Source organism: Hydrogenophaga sp. GW456-12-10-14-TSB4 (assembly GCF_059424305.1).
In genome coordinates this window covers 71,099-87,041 of sequence record NZ_JBWKZH010000005.1, presented here as the reverse complement: position 1 = coordinate 87,041, position 15,943 = coordinate 71,099, and the positions used below count along the sequence as shown (strand labels likewise).

19 protein-coding genes and 1 pseudogene are annotated in these 15,943 nt (G+C 65.3%); 14 read left to right on the top strand and 6 right to left on the bottom strand.

The genetic code is table 11. From position 1 onward, the window contains the following. Positions 1-181: 181 nt before the first annotated feature. Positions 182-532, top strand: a complete 351-nt coding sequence (locus AC07ZS_RS04335; protein ID WP_494797402.1) for a DUF2958 domain-containing protein — start codon at positions 182-184, stop codon at positions 530-532. A 30-nt stretch (positions 533-562) separates the two neighbouring features. On the opposite strand, the gene AC07ZS_RS04330 is transcribed toward AC07ZS_RS04335, so the two are convergent. The 5 genes from AC07ZS_RS04330 to AC07ZS_RS04310 form a co-directional block, all read right to left on the bottom strand. Continuing rightward, positions 563-838: a DUF6988 family protein gene (locus AC07ZS_RS04330; protein WP_494797401.1), complete on the bottom strand. Its 276-nt coding sequence runs from the start codon at positions 836-838 to the stop codon at positions 563-565. 73 nt (positions 839-911) lie between these two features. Beyond that, entirely contained in the window at positions 912-1,046 is a 135-nt protein-coding gene (locus AC07ZS_RS04325; RefSeq protein WP_494797400.1) for a hypothetical protein, read from the bottom strand. A gap of 134 nt (positions 1,047-1,180) precedes the next feature. After that, positions 1,181-1,597 (bottom strand): hypothetical protein, encoded by a 417-nt coding sequence (locus AC07ZS_RS04320; RefSeq protein WP_494797399.1) that lies wholly within the window; start codon positions 1,595-1,597, stop codon positions 1,181-1,183. A 9-nt stretch (positions 1,598-1,606) separates the two neighbouring features. Next, positions 1,607-3,172: a hypothetical protein gene (locus AC07ZS_RS04315; RefSeq protein WP_494797398.1), complete on the bottom strand. Its 1,566-nt coding sequence runs from the start codon at positions 3,170-3,172 to the stop codon at positions 1,607-1,609. Positions 3,173-3,196: 24 nt separating this feature from the next. Next, positions 3,197-4,006 carry a hypothetical protein gene (locus tag AC07ZS_RS04310; RefSeq protein ID WP_494797397.1) on the bottom strand — a complete coding sequence of 270 codons (810 nt, stop codon included), beginning with the start codon at positions 4,004-4,006 and terminating at the stop codon, positions 3,197-3,199. Positions 4,007-4,627: 621 nt separating this feature from the next. Between AC07ZS_RS04310 and AC07ZS_RS04305 the strand changes: the two genes are divergently transcribed. The 5 genes and pseudogenes from AC07ZS_RS04305 (at position 4,628) to AC07ZS_RS04285 (ending at position 9,991) form a co-directional block, all read left to right on the top strand. Beyond that, complete coding sequence (locus AC07ZS_RS04305) at positions 4,628-5,455, top strand: DUF932 domain-containing protein (protein ID WP_494797396.1); 828 nt, start codon at positions 4,628-4,630, stop codon at positions 5,453-5,455. A gap of 69 nt (positions 5,456-5,524) precedes the next feature. Continuing rightward, positions 5,525-7,583 (top strand): annotated as a pseudogene (locus AC07ZS_RS04300) (ParB/RepB/Spo0J family partition protein). 79 nt (positions 7,584-7,662) lie between these two features. Continuing rightward, on the top strand, positions 7,663-8,022 hold the full coding sequence (locus AC07ZS_RS04295; protein ID WP_494797480.1) for a hypothetical protein: 360 nt from the start codon (positions 7,663-7,665) through the stop codon (positions 8,020-8,022). Between the two features lie 92 nt (positions 8,023-8,114). Further along, positions 8,115-8,867, top strand: a complete 753-nt coding sequence (locus tag AC07ZS_RS04290) for a hypothetical protein (protein ID WP_494797395.1) — start codon at positions 8,115-8,117, stop codon at positions 8,865-8,867. A gap of 809 nt (positions 8,868-9,676) precedes the next feature. After that, the gene (locus AC07ZS_RS04285) at positions 9,677-9,991 is read left to right on the top strand and encodes a DUF736 domain-containing protein (RefSeq protein WP_494797394.1); all 315 of its coding nucleotides are present in this window, start codon (positions 9,677-9,679) and stop codon (positions 9,989-9,991) included. Between the two features lie 359 nt (positions 9,992-10,350). Here the strand turns inward: AC07ZS_RS04285 and AC07ZS_RS04280 are convergent, their stop codons facing one another. Continuing rightward, positions 10,351-10,644, bottom strand: coding sequence for a helix-turn-helix domain-containing protein (locus tag AC07ZS_RS04280; protein ID WP_494797393.1), 294 nt, complete (start codon positions 10,642-10,644; stop codon positions 10,351-10,353). Between the two features lie 215 nt (positions 10,645-10,859). On the opposite strand from AC07ZS_RS04280, the gene AC07ZS_RS04275 reads away from it, so the two are divergent. The 8 genes from AC07ZS_RS04275 to AC07ZS_RS04240 all read left to right on the top strand — a co-directional run bounded on the left by AC07ZS_RS04275 (position 10,860) and on the right by AC07ZS_RS04240 (position 15,889). Continuing rightward, positions 10,860-11,207 carry a DUF2958 domain-containing protein gene (locus AC07ZS_RS04275; RefSeq protein WP_494797392.1) on the top strand — a complete coding sequence of 116 codons (348 nt, stop codon included), beginning with the start codon at positions 10,860-10,862 and terminating at the stop codon, positions 11,205-11,207. 339 nt (positions 11,208-11,546) lie between these two features. Continuing rightward, a complete protein-coding gene (locus AC07ZS_RS04270) occupies positions 11,547-12,329 on the top strand; it encodes a DUF2285 domain-containing protein (RefSeq protein WP_494797391.1) in 783 nt (260 codons plus the stop codon). A gap of 83 nt (positions 12,330-12,412) precedes the next feature. Beyond that, complete coding sequence (locus tag AC07ZS_RS04265) at positions 12,413-12,694, top strand: helix-turn-helix transcriptional regulator (RefSeq protein ID WP_494797390.1); 282 nt, start codon at positions 12,413-12,415, stop codon at positions 12,692-12,694. 26 nt (positions 12,695-12,720) lie between these two features. Continuing rightward, a complete protein-coding gene (locus AC07ZS_RS04260; RefSeq protein WP_494797389.1) occupies positions 12,721-13,578 on the top strand; it encodes a replication initiator protein A in 858 nt (285 codons plus the stop codon). Positions 13,579-13,831: 253 nt separating this feature from the next. Continuing rightward, complete coding sequence (gene parA / locus AC07ZS_RS04255; protein WP_494797388.1) at positions 13,832-14,470, top strand: ParA family partition ATPase; 639 nt, start codon at positions 13,832-13,834, stop codon at positions 14,468-14,470. 47 nt (positions 14,471-14,517) lie between these two features. Next, the gene (locus tag AC07ZS_RS04250) at positions 14,518-14,751 is read left to right on the top strand and encodes a chromosome partitioning protein ParB (protein ID WP_494797477.1); all 234 of its coding nucleotides are present in this window, start codon (positions 14,518-14,520) and stop codon (positions 14,749-14,751) included. Continuing rightward, positions 14,748-15,293, top strand: coding sequence for a DUF2840 domain-containing protein (locus AC07ZS_RS04245; protein ID WP_494797387.1), 546 nt, complete (start codon positions 14,748-14,750; stop codon positions 15,291-15,293). Before AC07ZS_RS04250 ends, AC07ZS_RS04245 begins: the two co-directional genes overlap by 4 nt. Beyond that, positions 15,290-15,889 (top strand): S26 family signal peptidase, encoded by a 600-nt coding sequence (locus AC07ZS_RS04240; protein WP_494797386.1) that lies wholly within the window; start codon positions 15,290-15,292, stop codon positions 15,887-15,889. The genes AC07ZS_RS04245 and AC07ZS_RS04240 overlap by 4 nt, the downstream gene beginning before the upstream one ends. Positions 15,890-15,943: the final 54 nt, after the last annotated feature.

Below are 15,943 nucleotides of genomic sequence, written 5' to 3'. Positions count from 1 at the left end.
CGTACGTGGCGATTGGGTGGCTTGCTACGGCCTTGATCGTGCCACGGTGTGCTCGCCGTCAAGGGCGGCGCGTGCCTTGCACGCTTGCGGCCTGCGGCCGTCGTGGCCCCCTGACTGCTTGCGCTCCACCGCGACCCGGAAGGGCTGGGCAATTCCGCCCGGCATCCTTCAGGAGTTCACCATGAACTGCGCATTCATTACCGACGAGCAACGCATGTTGCTGCTAGCCAACGGCCGCGAATCCTTGGAAACCCCGGACTTCGATCCGGCCCCTGTGGTCAAACTGTTCACGCCCGACGCCGGCGCAACCTGGCTGCTAACTGAGATCGATCCTGACAACCACGACCATGCATTTGGGCTTTGCGATCTGGGCCTGGGGATGCCTGAGTTGGGTTGGGTCAGCTTGGCCGAATTGGCTTCGGTGCGTGGACGCCTGGGTCTGCCAATCGAGCGTGATCTGCACTTTCGTGCGGAGAAGCGATTGAGCGCCTATGTGCGTGATGCACGACACGTTGGCCGAATCGTCCACTGATATGACATGGGGCGTCACAAGGTGCCCTGTTCAAGATCTCAACAGATCCGGTAGGCAGTCGGCGAAGGCCGGCTGAATCTTGCTTATGAGCTTGGCCACCGCCTCATCGCCGGTGAGGACCGCCGTCGTCATGCCCGTCATGGTGGTCAGCCCATTGGAGTCGCGCAGCACCTGCGGCGCGAGATCGACGGGAAAGCCATCGGCGCTGCGCCGCAGCGGATGGATGCCGCCATGCACGATCGAGTTCATGGCAGTCCAGGACACATCCTTGAAGTGCGACAGCATCTGGTGCGCCGCCGGCGGCACACCTTGCGGGGTTCTTCCATGCGGGGATGGTCAGAAGGTGCCTTCGGGTTCTTTCCAGCACCAACGGACGCAGTCACCAAGCCTTCCAGCGTGGCTGCTGTGTCCGGGGCAGTTCGGCCAGGAGGCGCACCTTCGGCAGCGGATGTGGCGCATCATTCCTGGGCATGCCAAAACGGCGGTGCACTTCGCGCTCCAGTTCGTGCGCCATGCCGCGCGCATCCCTTTCTCCACGAAGCGATCGCTGTCTCCATTCGCGGGCCAGCGCAATAAGTTCCTCGTCCTGTAGCTCTCGTATGTCCATCGTTGGTGTCATTGTGCCGGGAGACGCACTGCCTTGGCGCGTTACTCGGACTGCGGGTTTCGGCCATAGCCGTTGGCAAGACGCGGTGCCATCTCGGGGAAAAGCACACCGAGCAGCGCGTCATGGCGCCCGGGCCGCAGGTGCGTCTTGTCACCCGCGTTCACCTTGTCGATGACGCCTTGTCGCCAGGAGCCATAGCGCTCGACTTGCCCTGGGGTGAGCCGCGCGTCTAGGCCGTAGGCCTTGACGGCCATGAGAAACAGCGTGTGCCAGTGCTGGTAGCCGGGCCTGCTCTGCATGATGGCATTGAGCACTTGGTAACCGGTACTGAATGCATAGCCGATGCCCCGGTTGTGCTGGATCGACAGCAGCCGCGAAACGATGCCGGCGCCACCCACCATCTCGTGGGCAGCACCGCCTGGGTAGCCATGTGCGGCCAGGGCTTCCGCGGCCTCCATGAGCCGCAGCTAGGGCTCGCTGTCTTCCCCCAATGGGTCGGGTTCTGGGGCCGGCCCCCGATGTGCACGCCGGGCTTTGTTGATGCGGGTGTTGGTGTCGAGGAGTTCCGTGGCGGCGGCAAGATAGATCCTGGCCCACTCCGACGCCGGCGTCGCGAGCAAGCGGGGGCGTCTCAGCTCAGCCAGGCGCTCCTGAAACCGTACCGTGACCGGATGCTGGTCCAGTTTCGTTTTGAGGATCTGGTGGCTCCACCGCAGGGCTGGGTGATGCACCCAGCGCTTGCCGATGGTTTCGTTTACCACCAGGTGGCGCAGGCCCTCCCGGGTCACCTGGCCACCGAGCGAGCCTATGTCGATTTCCAGCGTCGGCGTATTGAGCGCCTGGATGCGGCGCAGCTTCTCCTGATCGATGCCGTGGGTCACGGTGACCTCGATCAGCAAGGTCTGCGGCCAGCGCTGACTGCTGTGGGTGTCTTCTATCAACTCTTCGAAGTCATCATCGAGCCAGATTTCAGTGTCCCCGAAGATGAATGGCCGAGGCTCGCGCAGGGTGCAGATGACGTCGGGGACGATGCTGCCCTGATGCTGTTCCAACTGGGTCGTTTCCAGCGACAGCGTCGTGGAGGCTGTCCACCACCCGACGCGAAGCGTGTTCTCTTCCCATTCACCGCTGAACTCGTCCGGGGCGTAGCGGATCAATTTGGCATGGAGGCCGGGCGTCGCAATCTGCGAAGCCTGTTCAAGGATCGTCTTGACTTCACTGTGCAACAACGTCTCGCGGCGCCATTGCTGGGCAGCGGATGGCTCCAGGTCCGGGGGCAGATGCTGATGGAATTGTGCTTCGTCTGCGGCGTCCCAGGCATCCATGGCCTCGCGCGCGGCCTGTTCGGCCTGCGCGCTCGCAGCCGCTTGCAACGCCAGGTCGTCCCAGTGCGCGCACCAGCGGATGTCGGGAAGCAGGCGCAGCCGCGCGCGGATCTCGTCCGGCGACATCATCGCAATGGCGGGATCGGAGAGGAACAGCGTGACGACGGCCCGTCCTTGGCCATCGGTGCCGGCATCGCGCTGCCCCGTGAGGTCGACCAGGAATTCGCGGCCGTCATCCAGCGTTAACAGCGCTGTGGCGTGGTCGTGGAGCACCGCGCTGGTGATGGAGACGCGCTCTCCGGGCTTCTCGACCCAGCCTTCGTAGCCCTGGCCGCTGAAGCCGATGGCGTTGGCCGACATCCGGCGCCTGGGCAGATCGATGAAGCCCCGTTCCTGCAGATGCCGGATCGCGGCTAGCCGCGCGGCAACGAGGGTGCAGTCATCCTTCTGGGCCCCCTTGGGATGCCGGAAATGCGCCGTAGGATTCCTGCGCAGGGGCTGCCCCGCCAACACCGGCGTCAGCGAAAGATCGCAGGCCGGGCATTGGCATTCGGCGTTTCCGTCGACGACTTCAGCGTCGTGGATGTAGCGCGGCTCACCGGTGCTCGAGTCGTGCGCCCATGTCAACGGCACGGTGTCGGCATGGGGCGTGGGACGCGCCGGTGCGGCTTCGGTGTCCACCCGCCAGATGCTCGAATCGTGCGCCATCGCCGTCCTTTCCTTGCTGAAGCATCACTTGGCACCTTCGCGCTCGCGTTGACGCAGACGCTTCACGTAGGGCCCGTCCACCATGCTATCCGCGTCGAGATCCAGCGCGCAGTTCACCAACATGGCGAACGTGCTGTCGCTGATCTGCAGCCCATGGGGAAGGTGGCCGAAACTCCGGGCGCTGTTCTCTTCGATGCTCGCGAACAGGGCCTTGAAGAAATCGGCCCGAGAAGCCCGCGAGGCGGCCGTTGCTGCCGCCGTCAAAGGATCGGAGGCCTGTGCAACCGCCGTCGCGGCATCGCGAGCCAGTTCACGGGCGAAGTCGCTCAACGTGGGCCAGTACTTGAGATCGAACTGTCCTTGCAGATTTTCGAGACGCTCCTGCACATAGTTTTTGAATCCGTAGTTCTGCTGGGAAGATGCCTGGATCACATCACAGACGTGGTAGTGCGTATCCGTCCGGAAGCCTGACGTGTTGCCGAGATCCGAGCGCTGCTGTAGCAGTTCAGCCAATTCGGCAGCTTGCCTGGCAATCTGCTGATTCACCTTAGTTAGTTCGCTGCGCGCATTGCGCGCTTCCGCGATCTTCTCGGGATTCCAAAGTGCTGCCGCAGTCAGAACCAGTCCCAGAAATGTCTTGAGGGCCTTCGGATGCTGGTGCAGCTTGCTGTGCAACTCCTCATAGGCCGGGGTCATTTCCAGGCCTCTGGCCAGAAGCCGATCCGCCACGGCGCTTTCGCTGGACAGGATGTCGTGCTCGGCGTTGTACCGCTTTTCCTCCATGAGGAGCTCTTCGCAGACGTTCTTGGGAGAGGTGAGGGGATGCAATGTCATGGACGGTCGTGGCTGATGGACATGCTGGCAGCATATTGAAGCACTGGGGTTCTGTCGGTACCTGAAGCGATGCTGCGAAGTCTTGCTCCAGGTACATCGGTCTCTCCAAGGCGTCATGGGCGTCCCCGGCCAATGGCATATGGCCGGTCGCGCCCTCGTGCTGGCGCATCGAGCCGCCTGCGGCGGCTCGCCCCATTCGGGCTTCCATCGTTTGCTCGCTCCGCTCGGCTGACGCCTCCGGCCCGGCTTCCAGCTTCGGGCCTGCGCGCTTCGCTTGCCGTGCGATCGGCGCATGGGGAAGGCCGTTGCCATGTCCAGCCGTCTTCCCTGACTTCATCACCTTGTCCGCGACTGTAGCCCGCGGCCGGGCGCCATCAAGGCGCGCAGGGCCGTGTCCTCGGCTGCGCCTGCGGGCCGCACCCACCCTGCGCTGGTTTCCCTTGACGGCGCCCGGCCGCGCTCTCCCTTTCGTCGCGGGCGATGAACTCAGGAAAGACGGTGGCAACGAGGCCAACCGGGTTCTTCGTGCCGACCGCACCGAACAGCCGAAAGGCTGGGCTCCGAATCTAGGAATCCGGTGTGCGGTTTTTTTCAACAGCCAACTTTGTCAGGAGAACGATCATGCAACTTGCTTCCCGGTTTGCGCCCCATTCCCCGGCGCTGCGCAGCGATCACCCGCTGTCCGATGACCAGATTCGCAGGGTGGCCCCGTCCATCTTCGCGGATGCCCCGCACCGAAGCCGTTCCGAACGGTACAGCTACATCCCCACGGCGGCGGTGCTGACCGCGCTTCGCAAGGAGGGTTTTCACCCCTTCATGGCCTGCCAAACCCGCGTGCGTCACGAGGGCCGGCGCGAGCACACGAAACACATGCTGCGGCTGCGCCATGCCAACCAGATCAACGCCCGCGAAGCCAACGAAATAATCCTGCTGAACTCGCACGACGGCACGAGCAGCTATCAATTATTGGGTGGCATGTTCCGCTTCGTTTGCCAGAACGACCTTGTCTGCGGCGACACCGTGGGCGATGTGCGCGTGCCGCACAAAGGCGACGTGGCCGGGCATGTGATCGAGGGCGCTTATCAGGTGCTGGGCGGATTCGAGCGTGCGCAGGAATCCCGCGAAACCATGCAGGCCATCACGCTGGACGCAGGGGAATCCGAAGTGTTCGCCCGCGCCGCGCTGGCCCTCAAGTACGACGACCCCGACAAGCCTGCGCCCATCACGGAAACGCAAATCCTGATGCCGCGCCGGTTCGACGACCGCCGCCTGGACCTGTGGAGCGTGTTCAACCGCACGCAGGAGAACTTGACCAAAGGCGGATTGTCCGGCCGCGCCGCCAACGGCCGAAGGCAGCAAACCCGCCCCGTGCAGGGCATTGATTCGGATATTCGCCTGAACCGCGCCCTGTGGCTGCTGGCCGATGGCATGCGGGCCCTCAAAGCCTGAACCGTTCCCCCGCCGGAGGGGCGGTTTCCCCTCCATTCCCTGTCTATTTCATTTGATTGGAGATACACCATGAACGCCACTACCCAAGTTCGCCGCACCGAATCCCAAGCTCTCACCACCGCCGCGCTGCAAATCGCCGCCCCGGCGCAGAACCTGATTCTGGTGCCGCTGTCGCAGCTTCGTCCCTCACGCCGCAACGTGCGCAAGACCGCAGGCGCATCCGTGGATGCGCTGGCCGCGAGCATCGCCCGCGTGGGCCTGCTGCAAAACCTGACTGTGATCTTTGCCGCCGATGGCGAGCATTACGAAGTGGTGGCCGGTGGCCGTCGCCTCGCGGCCCTCAAGCTGCTGGCGAAGAAGCGTCGCATTGACCGCGATTGGGAGGTGCCTTGCCTGCTGGTGCGGGACGCCAGCGCCCGGACCGTGAGCCTGACAGAGAACGTGCAGCGCGAAGCGATGCACCCGGCTGACCAATCCGAGGCGTTTGCCGCGCTGGTGGCCGAAGGCCGACCCATCGAGGACATTGCCGCAGACTTCGCCGTCACGCCGCTGGTGGTGCAGCGCCGCTTGAAGCTGGCGAACGTTTCGCCGCGCTTGATGGCCGACTACCGGGCCGATGCCGTCAGGCTCGATCAACTCATGGCGCTGGCTGCTACCGACGATCATGCCTCCCAAGACGCCGCGTTCTACGATGCGCCGCAGTGGCAGCGCAGTCCGTCCGCGCTGCGCGAACGCCTGACCGAGCGCGAGATCGGGGCATCCCATCCGCTGGCGCGCTTCGTGGGGCTGGATGCCTACGAGCAGGCGGGCGGCGGCATCCGCCGTGACCTGTTCGCGGAAGGCGATGCGGGCGTGTACCTCAACGATGCCGCATTGCTGGAAACGCTGGTGCGCCAGAAGCTGGCGAGCATGGCCGACACCATCCGCGCCGAGGGCTGGGCATGGGTGGACGCCACGCCCGCCATGACCTATGCCGACCTGCAAGCCTTCCAGCGTGCCCCGAAGGAACGCCGCACGCCGAGCAAGCGCGATGCCCTGCGCATCGAGAAGCTGCAAGAAAAGATGCAGGCGATTGGCAAGGCCGTGGATGCCGCGATGGAAGCCGATGACGAGGACAAGGCCGAAGCCTTGCAGGAGGAGGGCGAGCGCCTGGGCCAGCAGTTGCAGGCACTGGTGGATGGCTTGCTGGACTATGCCCCGAACGTGCGGGCCGCAGCCGGTGCCATCGTCACCATCGACCGCAATGGCGAGGCCGTGATTCATCGCGGGCTGCCTGCGCGAAGCCGAGGCCAAGGCACTGCGCACGCTGGAAAAGCTGCGGCAGGGTTCCGGCAGCGTGGAGGGCGAAGCCGAGAACGACGACGAAGGCGAGAGCAACGCAGCGCCCAAGGCCGCAATCTCCGACCGGCTGGCCCAGCGCCTGAGTGCCCACCGCACCGCCGCGTTGCAAATCGAAGTCGCACGGCATCCGCAGGTGGCGCTGGCTGCGCTTGTGCATGGCATGGTGCAAACCGTCCTGCAGGATCGCCACTACGGGCACGATCTGCCGCTGGGCGTGCGCCTGACGGTGCAAGACCGTCTGGGAGGCATGGCCCCGGACTGGCCGGAATCGCCTGCCGCCGTGGCGCTGCGCGAATTGCAGCAGGCATGGGGCGGCAAGCTGCCCGAGGACTGTGCTGAACTGTTCGCCGCGCTGCTGGCGATGGAGCAGGGCGAATTGGTCAAGCTGCTGGCTGTGTGCGTGGCCTCCACGGTGGACGTGGTGACGCCCCGCGCCACGCGGCACCAGCCGGGCGAGGAACTGGCGCAGGCCATGGGGCTGGACATGGCTGCATGGTGGAAGCCGACAGGCGAAGGCTTTTTCAAGCACGTTTCCAAGGCCGTGGTCCTGCAAGCCCTGGGGGAGTTCGCACCGGAGCACATCAACCGGCTGGCGAAGCTCAGGAAGGCCGACATTGCCAGCGAAGCCGAGCGGCTGGCCGATGGCACGGGCTGGATGCCCGCCATCTTCAAGACTGAAGGCACGCAGACGGATACGCCCGAGGAAGGGCCGCAGGATGCGGCGCAGGACGACGCGGAAGTGGCCGCCACCGTGGCGGATGAATCAGCCGAGGCATTGGCCGCGTGACCCTGCCGCAGAGCAACGCCCTGGTTTCGGCCGGGGCGCTGCTCTGTAAGGAGCCAGACCATGCCCAACCCGCACCAACATGAGCCTCCGAAGCATGGCAGCGGTCTATGCTCCCGCGCAGTGCGCGCCCGCCGATGGCGACATGCGCGGCTACCGTCCGCCGCTGGGTTGGACGGCCCGCGTCGACCTCACGGATATTCACCCCATCATGGGCCGCGCCTTACCGTGTGCCGTGCGGTGGCTCATCGACACGAAGGAATACCGCGATCAGCATCGGCCTCGAGTCGTTCCGGCCTGGGGCCGGTGGAATCAAAAATCCGGGCGCAGCAGTGGCCGCGCCCGGTTCCAAAGCCCACAGCAAAACGCCGTGTCAGTGCTGGCGGCCATGCGGTATAATGAAAATTACAGCCGCGTCACGCTGAACCTGCTGCCGGGTTAAACGACGTTTCCACGCTTCCCCTTCGCTGACCGTGCCTATTCCCCGGTCGATGCGTAATCGGCAGACTTCGACCAGTCACTGAGGAATTTGGCATGACTGTCTCGACGTTTTTCGTTTCCGAAACTGCCTTGCGCACCCTCAAGCAGAGGGCGCAGCGCAGCGTGAAAGGTGTTTCTTCGTCCCACCTGAGCGAAGCGGTTGCTGCGGCATTGGGATTCAATACCCATGCGGCGCTACGCGCAGCCCTTGCTGGCCACGCGACTGCCCAGGCGCAGAAGCCGAGCAATGCCCGGCTGGTGCAGCGCCTGCGGCAGTTCGGCTACGCCGCTCCCGAGGACCTGCGGCTGCTGCCGGAATTCGAGCACTCCTATTCGCCGTTCAAGACTTTCCCACTGCGAACGCAGCGGAGCGCGCGCTGGTGGGTTTGGCGAAATCTGATGGTGGCGGCGGTCAACGCCGGCCTCCAACAGCGCCTGTTCGGGCTGTCGGAGGGCGAAAACTGGTGGCCCGGCGGTGCCGAGGACAGCCATCACTGCGCGCGCAGCACCTATCGTTTCATGTTCGACGGGGATCTGCCGGCGGTTGCCAGTGTGGATGCCATCAGCGGTGGCGAGCTTTCCATCAATGTGGTTCTCAAGCCCCGGAAAGCTGACATTCAGCCGGAGTGGTATTGCGATTTGAGTAGCGGGGGCGCCGTAGCTTGTGGCTGGATGGAGCGGCGCCTGGGGGCTTGGATTCAGGACGGTGGCGAGAATGTCCACTGCAAGCGTGCCATTCAGTCGCGCATTGCGGATGTGGCGATCGAGCCCGCTGGTTACTCTGATCAAGGCAGTTTCTTCATGTAGCTGACCTGCGGCACTATCGCAATTTCGGAAGCCTGGCGTGGCGGCGCGATGCGCCGCCGGGCTTTCGGGCTGCGCCCCGCGCCGTCTTTGCCGTCACGGCCATTTGGCTCCAATCCCTCACGCCTTCGCGCCTGCGGCGCTGCGCGCTTCGCTTACCTCCAGGGAAAGCCCTGCGGGCTATCCCCGCCGCATGTTGCTTGGCGCCCCTCGATACCGCCGAACCGGCTGTGCCGGATCGGCGAGGCCAGCGCAGCGCCCCGCCGCCATGGGCAGGGCGCGGCGGATACGCCGGACCTTGCTGCGGCAGGTTGTGCGGATGAGTGTCGTCCTCAACGCTGTCGGTTCTTGCCCATCACGTCACGAAGGACGGTTCACGGACCGCCGACCGACCTCGCTATGGAGCTTCCACGCAACGCGTCAAGACCGGCGCCGCAGAATGCGGCAGGGGCGTTCTCGCCTGTCGTCGGGATATTGACCTGGCCCGCGTCGGGGAACGAGCCGTTGAAGCCTTCGTGCGGGGATACCCAGCCGGCCATGCTTCCTTTCGGAGCGGTTCGGCCCAAGGCGTCCTTGTCTCATTGTGAATCCTGGCGGTGGCGCGGCTGCGCCTCGGCCTTCATGGCTGCAACCGTCTGGCGAAAACAATTTCCCCTGCGCTGCGCGCATTCCTCGCGCGGCAAATTCTTTTCGCCTCCCGGCCCTCCACTGCGTTGCGGCCGCAAGCGGTGCAGCCCGCCCGTCCCCCGCCGGCCGGATCACAACAAGGACGCGATGGGCGCGAACCTTGTTCAACCGAAAGGAGTTTCATCATGGCCAACATCGGCACCTTCACCGCAGACAAAGACGGCTTCACCGGCACGCTTCGCACCCTGACGCTCAACATCAAGGTCAAGCTGGTTCCCAACGACAAGGGGGACAGCGAGAAAGCCCCGGACTTCCGCGTTCAGGCTGCCAGCCACGACATCGGCGCGGCGTGGAAGAAGACCAGCGAGACCGGACGGAACTACGTCTCCGTGACCCTCGACGACCCTGCGTTCCCGGCCACGGTCTACGCCCGCCTGATCGAAGGCGAGGACGGCACACACGACCTGATCTGGTCGCGCAGCAAGCCGCAGGCGGCGTGACCGCCGCAGCGCCCCGCCCATCGCGGCGGGGCGCTGTGCTGCTGATCGCAAGACAGACTCCAGACCGTGGACTGGTCCATCCCCGGCGGCGCCTGTCATGGCTATGGTCAGGGCTGCAACTGCAAAAGCACCATGGCGTGTCGGCGCAAGGCGCCGCCGGGCTATTGGGCTGCGCCCCGTGCCGACTTCGCCGTCACGGCCATCCGGCTGCTATCCCTCACGCAACTTCGCACCTGGGGCGCTGCGCGCTTCGCTTGCCTCCAGGGGAAGCCTTGCGGCTATCCCCGCCGCGCAGAGCTTGGCGCGCCTTGAACACCGCCGAACCGGCTGCGCCGGATCGGCCGGCAAGTTGGCTGCAGCTACGCTTCGGCGCTTGCCTTGAGCACCGCCTCCAGCTCTTGCCGCACCTGCGCCAGAAGCTGGTCGGCTTGTTTCGGGCTCCTGCCTGTGTAGGCCAGCGCCAGTAGCGTGACGGGATGCACCTGCATGACCTCGCACAGCTCGGCCAGCTTGTTCAGGGTCGGGCTTTTGAGGTCGCGTTCCAGCGAACTCATGTACGTGCGGCTGGATACGTCGGAAAATGCTTCCTGGCTCAGGCCGCGCGCCTTGCGGACTGTTTTCAATGCCGTTGCCAACGAGTGCTTTGCCGCCAACTAAGGTTTCTCCCCAAAACCCAAGATGACATTCGATTGCGCCCTATAGGACTACAATCTATAGGGCTCATTTGTGCTTCTGAGGAAATCAGTAAATCCGCTTCCGTGTCTTCCGACAGAGCCGCAGAACCGCATTCACGTCTTTCCTCGCTTCCACCGATGCGGCTTTGCGCCTTCACGCTTTGGCGGAGTCGTGCAACGAAGGGATTGCCCCCATGAACCCACTCATCACCGAGGACGAGCGTGTGCAACTGCTGGCGAATGGCCAGGCCCGCGCTGCTGGTCAGCGCACTGACCTGTGGCCCGTCATCCGTCTGTTCACGCCGGATGCCCATGCCACCTGGTTGCTGGCTGCGCTCGATCCGGCGGACAGTGACACGGCTTGGGGCGTGGTGGATTTGGGCATTGGCATGCCGGAGTTGGGCGAAATCAAGTTGTCTGTTCTGGCCTCGATCGTCGGGCCCAACAAACTGCCGGTGAGGCGGGACCGGTATTTCCAGGCGGTACGGCCGCTGTCGGAGTACCTGCGGCTGGCACAGGAAAACGGCGCTGTCCTGGATTGAGCCGTTCGCGCTCCGACCAAGCCGGGCGCATTGAGACTATTTCCGTCTCGCTTCAGACCTGTCAGGTCTCAATCCGCACTGTTGCACCCAACTCGTGAGCCTGTGACTGAAACAGTCACGATCTTTCATGCGGGTTGCGGCACGCTGTTTTGTGCCGCGTGACATTCTTGGGTCATCCGGCCGTCGCATTCGGACGGATGTCGCAATATCCCGGAGCCCATCGGTCTTGACTACCAATGGTTGCGGCTTAGCCCGGTTCTGAAGATGGTTTGACCTTGATGCGATAGCTCCGCGCTTCTTGCCGTGGCGGCGTTCCTGATTCCGACAGGAGCTTTCGTCATGGTCGATCCTCACCATCTCGCGCACTGGTATCCCACCGCCGCGTACCTCTACATCTTGTGGCTGGATGCGCTCGCGCTGGCCTGGGAGTACCTGCGCCGCCATCCCGATTACCGACTTGACTGGTTGCGTCGCCATCGTCGGCACCACATACATCCGGCGGCAGCATCAGCGGCGCATCGCTGGGGGCTGCGCCTGCTGGAAGACCCGGCCTTGGATGCGCGTGACGCGCATCCGGCCTGGCTGCCCGGACATGCTGCCGTGGTGCAGCTCTACCCGGATGCCGATCCACCACCGGACGCCACCGCCTTTGCGTTTTGGCGCGTCCCTGGCCACAAGCAATTGCTCCATGACGGGAAGGGGTTGGTGCTGATCGCGCGTAGCCCCGGCCATTGCCTGCGCTTTGCGCTGGCGCCTGGCCTGGAGGACGGCATGGCCGTGGCCTATGCCCATCGCGGCGGCGCTGCCGCGCCTGCACGCGGTCATATGCCCGGCGCAACCCTGGCCGATACCAAGCCCAGGCCCACGCCCGCCGCGCTATTGGAATTGCACACCTTGCAGGCGCTCGACGCAACCCAGGCGGGCGCGTCCTTGCGTGAGGTGGCCGAAGGCTTGTTCGGCCCGGATGCCGTGGCCGATTGGTACAGCGACGGCGGCCTGCGCTCCAAGGTGCGCCGCCTCGTGCGGCGCGGGCATGCATTGATGCGCGGCGGCTATCGCCGATTAGCACAAACGCCGTCGCCCGAGAAGGGCCGTTTTGCAGGAAGCGCAAAACGACCCTGAGCAGGAGTGCTTCACTTTCTGAGACTGCCCCCATCCGGTTGCGCTGTGTGGCCGGCGCTTTGCAACCGATGGAGGTTCTCACCATGCGTCCTGCTCCTTTGCGGCCTGCCGCCGCTGCCGTCGCCACGACGGTGCAACCTCAACGCTATCTGACCAACGACGAAGCCGCCGACTATCTGCGACTCTCACCGCGCACGCTGGAGAAACAGCGCGTGCTCGGTGGCGGCCCCAAGTTCCGCAAGTTCGGCCGGCGCGTCATGTACGCCGTGGCCGACCTCGATGCCTGGGCCGCCGAGCGCAGTTTCGAGAGCACGTCCGATCCCGAGTACGCCGAGCAGCACTCGGCGGACAGCCGTGCGCGCTGACCGCTGGCACGCGGGGGGCCTTCGTCATGTCCAGTCCATCGCTGCCATCGCGGCAGCGACCGTCGCAGGAGCGCGAACAGCTCGATCTGTTCCGTGCCTTGCCGGGCGACATGGCACCGCGCGACAGCCAGGACTTGATGGCCTTTCCGTTCTTCTCGCTGGCGAAGTCGCGGCGCACGGCGCCGATCGACTTCCGCGCCAGCGGCATCACGATCCGCGTGGAGGGCACGGCCGAGCATGGCATCGCCACGATCTGGGACGCCGACGTGTTGATCTGGGCTGCCAGCCAGATCGTGGAAGCGCGCGATGCGGGCTTGCGCCCATCGCGGCTGATGCAGGCCACGCCCTACGAGATCCTGCGCTTCATCGGGCGCGGAACCTCGCTGCGCGACTACCGGCGCCTCAAGGCCGCGCTGGATCGTTTGCAGTCCACGACCGTGGCCACGTCCATCCGGGAGACGATCGGCCGGCGGCTGCATCGGTTTTCGTGGATCAACGAGTGGAAGGAACTGGCCGATGCTCGCGGCACGCCGCTGGGCGTCGAGCTGATCCTGCCGGACTGGTTCTATGCGGGCGTGCTCGATGCGGCACTGGTGCTGACCATCGACCCGGCGTATTTCCGACTCACCGGGGGCATCGAGCGGTGGCTATACCGGCTGGTGAGAAAGCACGGCGGGCGACAGCCGGGCGGCTGGCAATTCGACTTCCAGCATCTGTTCCGCAAATCGGGCAGCGTGGCGCGGTACTACGACTTCGCTGCCGATTTGCGCGCGCTGGTGGCTCGGCAATCCTTGCCGGGCTACCAGTTGGGCATCGAGTACATCTCCGGCATTTCCTCGCCGCTGCTGACGTTCCGGCCCGTGCCGCAAACGGCACGGGGATAACTGCTGCGCAGTCTGTGGACGGGCTCGTGCTATCAGGCAACAGAGGTATCGTGCTATCAGGCAACAAATCCTCGTGCTATCAGGCAACAAAATCGGCCGCAAAGCCAATAGCGGCGCGGGTTTCGGCCTCTCCTAACTTACCTAACTCAAATTCGCTAACTTTTAGTAGAAGCGCCGTGCCACGGTGGACAACCGCCACGCGGCTACAAACGCAGCAGCAACAGCCGGGCTTTCCAGCAGGGAGGGCCAGGCCATGATCGTTGCTCTGCTCAACCAGAAAGGCGGCGTGGGCAAGACCACGCTCGCCACGCACATCGCGGGCGAACTCGCGCGGCGTGGGCAGCACGTCGTTCTGCTCGATGCCGACCCACAGGGTTCATCGCTGGACTGGACGCAGCGCAGAAGTCAGCAAGGTTTGCCACGGCTGTTCAGCGCCGTGGGCCTCGCACGCGAAACGCTGCATCAGGAGGCACCAGAACTCGCCAAGCGGGCCGATCACGTCATCATCGATGGGCCGCCGCGCATCGCGGCGCTGGCGCGCTCTGCGCTGCTGGCGGCCGAGCGCGTGTTGATCCCGGTGCAGCCCAGCCCCTACGATCTCTGGGCCAGCGCCGAGATGGTGGCGCTGATCCGCGAGGCGCAAGTCTTTCGGCCTGCGCTGCGCGCGGCCTTCGTCATCAACCGGCGCGTCAGTACCACCGTGATCGGGCGTGAAGCACGCCAGGCGCTTACCGACCAGCCGCTTCCTGCGCTGCGCGCGGAAGTGCATCAGCGCATCGTGTTCGCCGACAGCGTGGCCGCTGGCCGGCTTGCACGCGAGACGGCGCCCGACAGCGCCGCCGCGCGCGAAATTACAGCGCTTGTCGATGAACTGCTGCGATGGCCGGCATGACCGCGAAGCCACCAACCGACAGCAAACGTTAAGCCAAGCGCGTCGGCATCGGCGCGCGTCCGCCCGCGAATCCGCACGCCGAGGCGTGGATTCGCCAGGGCGACGCCGATGCGCTGAACAAGGGCGATCTCTACACCGCGCGCCTGACCCTCGACATCACGCCCGCGCTGCGGGCGCGCATCAAGGTATCGGCCTTCACGCAGGGCGTGACCGTGGCCGACCTGCTGCGCGGCCTGCTGGAGCGGGAGTTTCCGGAACATCGCAGAGAGAACACGCCATGAATGCATTCGCTTTGCCTGCTGCTACCGCAGCGACGGCGGCATCGCCGTCGTCAGTCGCGGTGCTCACGGGCCGGCCTACGTCAACGCCGCTGACGCGCGTTTCTCTGGCCTTCCTTGAGCATCGCTTCAAGCTCTACCTGCGCTTTGGCGAGCCGGCGCGTACGCTGCGGCTCGACCGCTGGCGCAGCGTGGCCGTGTTCCTGCCAAACGCCGTGTTCTGCCGCATCCGCTGGCAGTCCAACGACTACGGCACGATCCGCTGGCAGCTCATGGCGATGCAGGCTTGCACACCCTTGGATGCGGCGCAGCGCATCCAAGGCGTGCAACCCGGTGCGCGCCTGCTGCTGCATGCCGAAGGGGAGAATCAAGTCCGCGCCGTGCTGGAACGCATCGACGCCATCGAGGCAATGGGCATCGCACCCGCCGCCGCATCGCCCGCGTACTGGTGCACGGTGGGCAACCGGCTCGCTGCGCGCTTGCCGCTGCCCGAATACACCGTCGAACGGCACGCCGGCTGGCTGACGGGGAGGGCGCTGCGATGATCGCTGTTTCCACGACTGGCACCGCGCCGCGTCCTTGCTCGCACAGCCGTTCACGTTGGCGCGCTCGCATCGTGCTGGCGAGCCTGACAGCCTGCGGCCTCGCTGCGCTGGCCTGGGCGTCCTTCGTGCACCCGCCGCCGCGCCTGATCTACAACTCGTCCGACAGCGTGGCGGTCGGCTGGTATCGCATCGATCCGCTGGGCCACGGCTCTGGCTCGCTGCCACGTCCGTTGTCCATGGGCAGCATCGTCCTGGCTACGCTGCCGCCAGATGCTGCAGCGCTGGCCGCGCAGCGCGGCTACCTGCCGACGCGCGTTCCGCTGCTCAAGCGCGTGGGCGCCGTCGCGCCGCAGGAGGTGTGCGTCGTTGGCGCCGTCGTCCGCATCGACGGCGTGCCTTCGGCCGCCGTGCTGCCCGCCGACCGCTGGAGCCGGCCGCTGCCGTCCTGGCAGCAATGCCGTCGCCTCGAATCCGGCGAACTGTTCCTGCTCAGCGTGACCAACCCGGCGTCGTTCGACGGCCGGTATTTCGGGCCGGTCAGCGCATCCGCCGTGATCGGCATCGCGCGCCCGGTCTGGTTGGAGGCCCGCCCATGATGGCTGTCGTCTCGCTGCACGTTGCCGTGCATCTCGTCGTGCCATCGGGCATGT